This window comes from Capnocytophaga sp. oral taxon 332 str. F0381 (assembly GCF_000318275.2).
Taxonomy (GTDB): domain Bacteria; phylum Bacteroidota; class Bacteroidia; order Flavobacteriales; family Flavobacteriaceae; genus Capnocytophaga; species Capnocytophaga bilenii.
In genome coordinates this window covers 95,333-102,917 of the sequence record NZ_KB291330.1, presented here as the reverse complement: position 1 = coordinate 102,917, position 7,585 = coordinate 95,333, and the positions used below count along the sequence as shown (strand labels likewise).

The window sequence follows — 7,585 nt, the reverse complement described above, 5'->3', positions numbered from 1 at the left end:
AAAGTTTGCCAAAGTGTGTGGCGCAATCATACTTAAAAAAACTTTTTGGACAGCCCACTGAAAATAAAGATATATTAAAAGCGTTAGCTTTTGTTCTGTTACTCGTAAAAATCTGGAAAATTTTTAAAATAACACAGAAACAAAAGGATAATGCTCCTCCTATTATAGGCGTGAGCTATCTATTTCTGTGTTATTGAGCGATTCCAGACGCTTACGGGTAGCAGAGTAGAATATTAGTTCACGCTTTTTTATGTCTACTTTACAAAAAAAAGCGTTAGCTTTATTCTGTTACCCGTAAAAATCTGGAAAATTTTTGTCAGTAACGCAGAATATAGGTTAGCCTGTAGAGCAAAGGAAGCGCGATAGTGTCTTCCTTTGCTATGAGCTACTTTTTTTATCTGTGCAAAGAGTAGAGCTGCTGTTCCACGCTTTTTAAGCGTTATTTCTTCACTTAGGAACAGGTGAAGGCTCTTTGCTATGGAACTTCCACAAGTAAAATCGAAACAGCGAGTAGCTGATCACGGCGAGGTGTATACTAACCCGCGCGAGGTAAATGCTATGCTCAATTTGGTAAAAGAGCAGAGTTTTAGCCTCAGTGCTACTTTTTTAGAACCCGCCTGCGGCAATGGCAATTTTCTTATTGAAATCTTGCACCGCAAGCTCTGCACCCTTGCTGAGCAGTACGGCAAGCAGCCTTTGGCGTATGACACCCATCTGCTACAGGTTGTGGGCAGCATCTATGGGATAGATATATTGCCCGACAATATAGCCGAATGCCGCGAACGGCTTTTTAGCGAACTTTTGAGTACCTATGAGCCAATACAAGGACACCCTTTAGAAGATGCCCTTGCTAATAGCGTTCGGTTTATAATGCAAAAAAACCTTATTTGTGGTGATGCCCTTACTTATAAAACAGCTGATGGACAGCCGATTGTATTCTACGAATGGCTTTTTAGTGCGCCCGACTTTACACAAGTAGCCTATCGCACTTTTGATTTTGAGACCACTACCGCTGGCAATGTAGGTAAACAGCTTGATATGTTTGGCATAAGCAATGAGATACACGCACAAACCTCGGTGTATAAGCCTTATTTGGAAATTAGCAAATTTGGAAATTAGAAAATTAACTCATTGACGAATTATTATGGATATATTAGATTGTTTAGCAAACCTGAGTAATGATGAGGTTTTCACTTCGCCAGCAATAGCCAACCGTATGCTCGACACCCTGCCTGATACGTTGTGGAGCGACCCCAATGCTAAGTTTTTAGACCCTTTTACTAAGAGTGGTGTATTCTTGCGCGAGATAGCCAAACGCCTGATGCAAGGTTTGGCTACAGCGATACCCGACCGGCAAGCGCGCCTTGACCATATACTGGGGCAGCAGCTCTACGGCATTGCCATTACCCAGCTTACGGCACTCACCGCAAGGCGTACCCTTTATTGTAATAAAGATACTACCGAGTTAGCACACTGCCTTACCGATGTTTTTGCCCAGCAAGGCAACCCCGATGGCAATATTTATTTTGAGCCCTGCGAGCATACCTTCGTTAAGGGCAGATGCACTTATTGCGGTGCCACCGAAAGAGAGTTTGGTGCAGAGCAACGTAGCGCCCTAGAACAACACGCTTATCTATTTATACATAACAAAAACCCTTATAAAGAAATGCAATTTGATGTAATCATCGGCAATCCACCTTACCAGCTAAATGTAGGTGTTGAGAGTAAAAGTTTTGCCATAGCTATTTACCATAAGTTTATAGAGCAAGCCATAACCTTAAACCCTCGTTATTTATGTATGATTGTACCCAGTAGGTGGTTTGCAGGTGGTAGAGGTTTAGACGATTTTAGAGAGAAAATGTTAAATGACAGAAGGCTTAAAGAAATTCACGATTTTCCTAATGCTTCAGAAGTATTTCCAGGGGTAGAAATAAAAGGAGGGGTAAACTATTTTCTTTGGGACAGAAAATATAAAGGAGACTGCCGCGTTGTTTCCTATGAAAATGGAGAAGTTATATCTGAAATGACACGAGCTTTAAAAGAAGAAGGAGCAGATGTCTTTATAAGAGATAATCAAGCTATTAGCATTTATCATAAAGTCAGAAACTTTAATGAAAAAAGCTTTAGTGAGTTTGTTAGTGTACAAACACCTTTTGGATTGTTATCATCTTTTAAATCATATAAAAAACAATCTTTCAAAGATGCAGTAAAAATATTTGGAAATCAATTTATAGGATACATAAGTGAAGAACAAGTTCACAAAAATAAGCAATGGGTTCTCGAACATAAAATACTTGTACCTAAAGTTTTTGGAAATGGTGAAATAGGGACTGATAATATCAAACCTATTTATGCAGAACCCAATTCTTGTTGTACACAAACTTACTTAGTAATAGGACCTTTTGCTACTGAAAAAAAGTGTAGGAGTATAATACGATATATACGAACTAAATTTTTTCATTTTATGCTCAATATGAAGAAAAACACACAAGATGCAATGAGAGGTGTTTATCAATTTGTTCCTCAGCAAGATTTTGATGAGGAATGGACAGACGAAAAGCTATACCGCAAATATGGTCTTACAGCGGAAGAAATAGCTTATATAGAAAAAATGGTAAGACCAATGGAGTAGAATTAATAAAAGAGTAATAAAGAAAAGAGAAACATACACAAACAGACTAACAAGTTTAATATAAATAATATAATAATGAATATAGCAAATTATAAAGAATATTGTTTTGCAGACTATAGTTCTACTGATGAAGAAATAGATGGTTTAAAACTTGGTGATGTAGTAATAATAGATTATGACCATCAAGGACAGTACAATCCTAAAATAGGTATCATAATACAAATACGGATTTTGGATGATGTGAATGATGAATATATACGAATAGATAGCTGTGGGATGTGTTCTTCAAAAAGCCTTAGGCTTGCTACGGACGAGGAAATACAGAAGTACCGCCCAAACATTCTAGAAGAAAATTGGAACAAAGAGAAAGCTAAAGAATGGAAGACTACTAACGATCGAATAATGGCTATATTAGGAAAGAAAAAAAAGCAGTCCAACAACAGTTCAAGAATAATCTAACTAATTACTGATTTTATGAATATTCCTCGTATTTATGCGTATTCTGATGAGCGTTTTCCTAATTGCCTAAAGGTGGGTTATACTACCCTTACGGCTGAAGAGCGCGTACGCCAGCAAACTGAAGCTGTGAAAATGCCTAAACAAACGTGGCGTATAGAACTTGATGAGCTCGCTATTCGCAATGATGGCACGTTTTTTACCGACCACGAAATTCATCGTGGCTTACAGCGTATGGGGGTGGTGCGTGAAAAAGGCGAGTGGTTTCGCTGTAGTGTCGAGCTACTAAAAGCGTGTATTACCTATGAAAAGACGGGGCAATACGATACCGATGCGAGTCGCTATCACAGCTTTGCAATGCGCCCTGAACAACAAAGAGCGGTAATGATGACCGCGGCTTATTTTAACAAAAATCGCCCTGCTGGAGGACATATACCGCATTTTCTCTGGAACGCCAAAATGCGTTTTGGCAAAACCTTTGCTGCCTATCAGTTGGCTAAAACGATGGGCTGGAAGCACTTGCTTGTTATCACCTTTAAGCCTGCTGTGGTAAATGCGTGGCGCGAAGACCTGACTAAGCATATTGATTTTAAAGGCTGGCAGTTTGTATCGCAGTCGGAGATTGATACCTCTCCGGAACAGATAGATAAGCAGCGCCCGTATGTGTATTTTGGTTCGTTTCAAGACCTATTGGGCAAAGACAGAACTACGGAGGGCATTAAAGAGCAAAACCAATGGATACACCAAACGCATTGGGATTGTGTGATATTTGACGAATACCACTTTGGGGCGTGGCGCGAAAAAGCACAAGACCTTTTCGGTGATCCTAAAACAGCGACAGAGATAGAAAGGCAACTTAAAAAAGAGTACGAAGACTACCGAACAGAGGCTAAGACTATAGAAGAAGAAGAGGGTAACGATATTAGCTTTGTAGAGGATTTTGATGAGGAAGCCCTGCCCATTACTACTAACCATTATTTGTACCTCTCTGGCACTCCTTTCCGTGCGCTACAAAACGGCGACTTCTTAGAAGACCAGATTTTTAGCTGGACATATACCGATGAGCAACAAGCCAAAGAGCAATGGCAGGGCGATAACAACCCCTATCTGTCGCTGCCCAAAATGCAGATGATGCTCTACAAACTGCCCCAAAAGGTAGAAGAAATGGCTGAGAAAGGTGATAAAGATGAGTTTGACCTCAATGTTTTTTTTAAAGCTGAAGGCAAAGGAAAACACGCTACATTCAAATATCAAACAGCGGTGCAAGGTTGGTTGAATTTTATCAAAGGGCAATTTTTAGATGCTAATGAAACCGAGCTGAAAGCGGATATTTATGCCCCTATGCCTTTTTCGGACGTGGAATTGCTCAGAAACTTGCAACATACTTTTTGGTTTTTGCCTAATGTATCGGCTTGTGATGCGATGGAAAATTTGCTAAAAGCGAATGTGTTTTTCAAAAACTATAAGATTATCAACTGCTCGGGCACTAAGGCAGGGATAGGAGAAGAAGCCTTGAAGCGTATGGAACAGCAAATGGACGACCCTATTAGATCGGAGTCGATTACGCTATCTTGTGGCAAGCTCACTACAGGGGTATCGGTGCCTGCGTGGTCGGGTATTTTTGTGCTTAGGAGCCTTACCAGTCCGGAGACTTATTTTCAGTCGATTTTTAGGGTGCAGACACCTTGGGTACTGAAAAACCCGAATAACACTTCGCCCAACCGCGAGGAAATACTTAAAACCTTGTGTTATGTATTTGACTTTGCCCCTGACCGCGCACTGAAGCAGATAGACCAATACTGCGGTCAGCTGACGATGAATAGCGAGATAAGCAGGGAGCAGGCAGTAGCTGAGTTTATACACTTTTTGCCGGTGCTTTACTACGAAGGGGGACGATTAGACGCTATTAATGCACAGGATATATTAGACAAAATTATAGTGGGTACGACAGCCAACCAGCTGGTGCGGCGCTGGGAAAGCAATCTGCTGGTGAATGTAGATACCCTTACTTTAAGTAGGCTGATAAACAATGCCGAAGCAATGGCTGCCTTGGAGAGTATAGAAGATTTTCGCTCGCTACGCGATGACCTTACGGCAGTGATTAGCAAGAGCGAAAAGATAAAAAAAGCCAAGAAAGAGGCTGCCGAAAAAAGAGAAAAACCCGATAAGAAAATAACCGGAGAAGAAAAAGAGTATAATAAAAAACGCACTGAAATACAGAAGAAGTTGCGCAAACTCGCTACGCGTATTCCGTACTTTATGTACCTGACTACCTATCGCGAAGAGACTTTTTACGATGTGGTGCGGCGTTTGGAACCAGAGCTATTTAAACGCGTTACGGGACTTACTCAGCAACAATTTGAATTGCTTGCCTCGTTGGGGGTTTTCAATAAGGGATTGATGAATGATGCTGTTTATAAATTTAAACGCTATGAAGATGAGAGTTTTGTAGTATTATGATGCGTTTGGTAAAAGGTATAAGCTATAAATTTGTGTAGTGGTGCTTATATTTAACAGAAAATATTTGTATATGTGCTAAACGGGCTGTACCTTTGTAGCTGCAAAAAGAAAGAGCGTACTAATGCATCTCGATTTTCTTAATCAATATTTTACGGAAGTGCACTTTGCTAAGGGTGAACTCATTACCCGCGCTGGGGAAGTAGAAAACTACTTGTATTACCTTAGCGATGGCATAGTGCGCTTTTTCTATTACAATCCACTTACCGACAAAGAAACTACTGTAGATATTCTCTTCAGTGAGCAGTTTTGTCTTTCTTATACTTCGTTTGTAAAACAAGAGCCTTCTTTGCTCTCTATTGAAGTCCTCAAAGAGGTAACCGCCTATAAGATAGGGCGAGAGCACCTTAATATCCTAATTGGCGATATACACTTTTTAGAAATAAAAGTAGGGATATTAGAACATCTTCTTATTGAGAAAATGAAACGCGAAGCCCAGTTGCTATTGCAATCTCCTGAAGAAATTTACCGGACTCTTTTAGAAAAAGACCCTAAGATTATTCAGAATATACCTCTTAAATACATTGCTTCTTATATAGGTATTACCCCTCAAGCTCTCAGTAGAATACGCAAACGGATATTTTAATTTCATTTCTTAACTCAAGTTCATTTTTTTTATCTTTTTCTGCCGTTACTTTGCATCGTAAAACAAATACAAACTAAAAATGAACTTAAAAATGTTACCTATTACTCTTATTATGGCAGTTGCAGCTTTTAAAGCTAATGCTCAAACAGCTGATTTTCTAACACTTATTACCGCTGCTACTCAAGCCCCATCGGGACATAACTCTCAGCCTTGGTGGTTTGAGACCTCTGAGCATAGCATCGTTATCAAACCTAATTTTGAGAAAGCCTTACCTGCTGTTGATAGTCAGCATCGAGAACTCTTCATTAGCTTGGGTTGTGCTCTCGAAAACCTTTGCCTCAAAGCCACTCAGCTACATTATCAAACAGAGGTAAACATTAACGAGGAAGGCGTTATTACCATTGGGCTACAACAATCGGCTACTGTTGTGCCTAATCCTTTAGCTGAGGTTATTGCAAAACGCCAAACTAACCGCTCTGAGTATAACCATAAGCGCATAGACCCTACGCTACTGCAAAATCTTGTTGCTAAAACAGAGGCTACGGGTATTTTTACCTTTGCCAATGGTTCTCCGCTCTATGAACTGCTCACTCAAGCTGTCTTGCAGGGGAATACCGCTCAAATGTCAGACCCTGCTTTTAAAAACGAACTCCTCTCGTGGATTCGCTTCAACAAAAAACATTCTGAAAGCACTAATGACGGACTTAGTTATGCTGTACTCGGCGCTCCTAACTTGCCTCGCTGGGTAACTGAACCTATCGTAAAAGGCAGTCTGAATGCCAAGACGCAAAACAAAACTGACCTCAAGAAGATATTGTCATCATCTGATATGGTGCTTATCACTACTGAGCAAAACGATATACGCACGTGGATACAAACGGGGCGTACTCTCGAACGCTTTTTACTCTTGCTCACCGAGGCTGGCATAGCACACGCTTACCTGAATCAGCCGTGCGAAGTGCTTGAGGTAAATACCTCTCTTCGCGAAAAACTGCCTACCAGTACTCCTATTTATCCTCAAATTCTTTTGCGTATTGGTTATGCTAAACCTGTAGCCTATTCTAAGAGAAAAGACATCAAAGAAGTAATTATTAACAACTAATTTGTACTTTGCGCTTTTCATAACGCTCGTGAAGGCTGCCCAAAAAAAGTTTTGTTTTGTGAGGGCGATTGGCAAATCGCCCCTACAATGTGAATAAACATCCCCCTGCCCCAAAGGGGAGAGATGTCACAATCATACTATTAAAGACTTTTTGGACAGGCTCAAGTGTGGGACGGGTAGGTCTTGTGAGACTTTTGGGACTTTTGGGACGGGTAGGACTTGTGGGACAGGTGGGAGAATTTTGGATTGAGGGGTAGAAAAACTTTGTCAAACTCTGAAAGTTTGCCAAAGT

General features: G+C 40.4%; 6 protein-coding genes. All 6 read left to right on the top strand.

Annotated elements, in window-relative coordinates; all coding sequences use genetic code 11:
• Window positions 1–477: 477 nt before the first annotated feature.
• The 6 genes from HMPREF9075_RS09175 to HMPREF9075_RS09150 all read left to right on the top strand — a co-directional run bounded on the left by HMPREF9075_RS09175 (window position 478) and on the right by HMPREF9075_RS09150 (window position 7,293).
• Window positions 478–1,119: a hypothetical protein gene (locus HMPREF9075_RS09175; RefSeq protein WP_009416274.1), complete on the top strand. Its 642-nt coding sequence runs from the start codon at window positions 478–480 to the stop codon at window positions 1,117–1,119.
• Window positions 1,120–1,144: 25 nt separating this feature from the next.
• Entirely contained in the window at window positions 1,145–2,632 is a 1,488-nt protein-coding gene (locus tag HMPREF9075_RS09170; protein ID WP_009416273.1) for an Eco57I restriction-modification methylase domain-containing protein, read from the top strand.
• A 75-nt stretch (window positions 2,633–2,707) separates the two neighbouring features.
• Window positions 2,708–3,091, top strand: coding sequence for a hypothetical protein (locus HMPREF9075_RS09165; RefSeq protein WP_009416272.1), 384 nt, complete (start codon window positions 2,708–2,710; stop codon window positions 3,089–3,091).
• 15 nt (window positions 3,092–3,106) lie between these two features.
• Complete coding sequence (locus HMPREF9075_RS09160; protein WP_009416271.1) at window positions 3,107–5,548, top strand: GIY-YIG nuclease family protein; 2,442 nt, start codon at window positions 3,107–3,109, stop codon at window positions 5,546–5,548.
• Between the two features lie 121 nt (window positions 5,549–5,669).
• Window positions 5,670–6,191 carry a Crp/Fnr family transcriptional regulator gene (locus tag HMPREF9075_RS09155; protein WP_009416270.1) on the top strand — a complete coding sequence of 174 codons (522 nt, stop codon included), beginning with the start codon at window positions 5,670–5,672 and terminating at the stop codon, window positions 6,189–6,191.
• 79 nt (window positions 6,192–6,270) lie between these two features.
• Window positions 6,271–7,293 carry a hypothetical protein gene (locus tag HMPREF9075_RS09150; RefSeq protein ID WP_009416269.1) on the top strand — a complete coding sequence of 341 codons (1,023 nt, stop codon included), beginning with the start codon at window positions 6,271–6,273 and terminating at the stop codon, window positions 7,291–7,293.
• The last annotated feature ends 292 nt before the right edge of the window (window positions 7,294–7,585 follow it).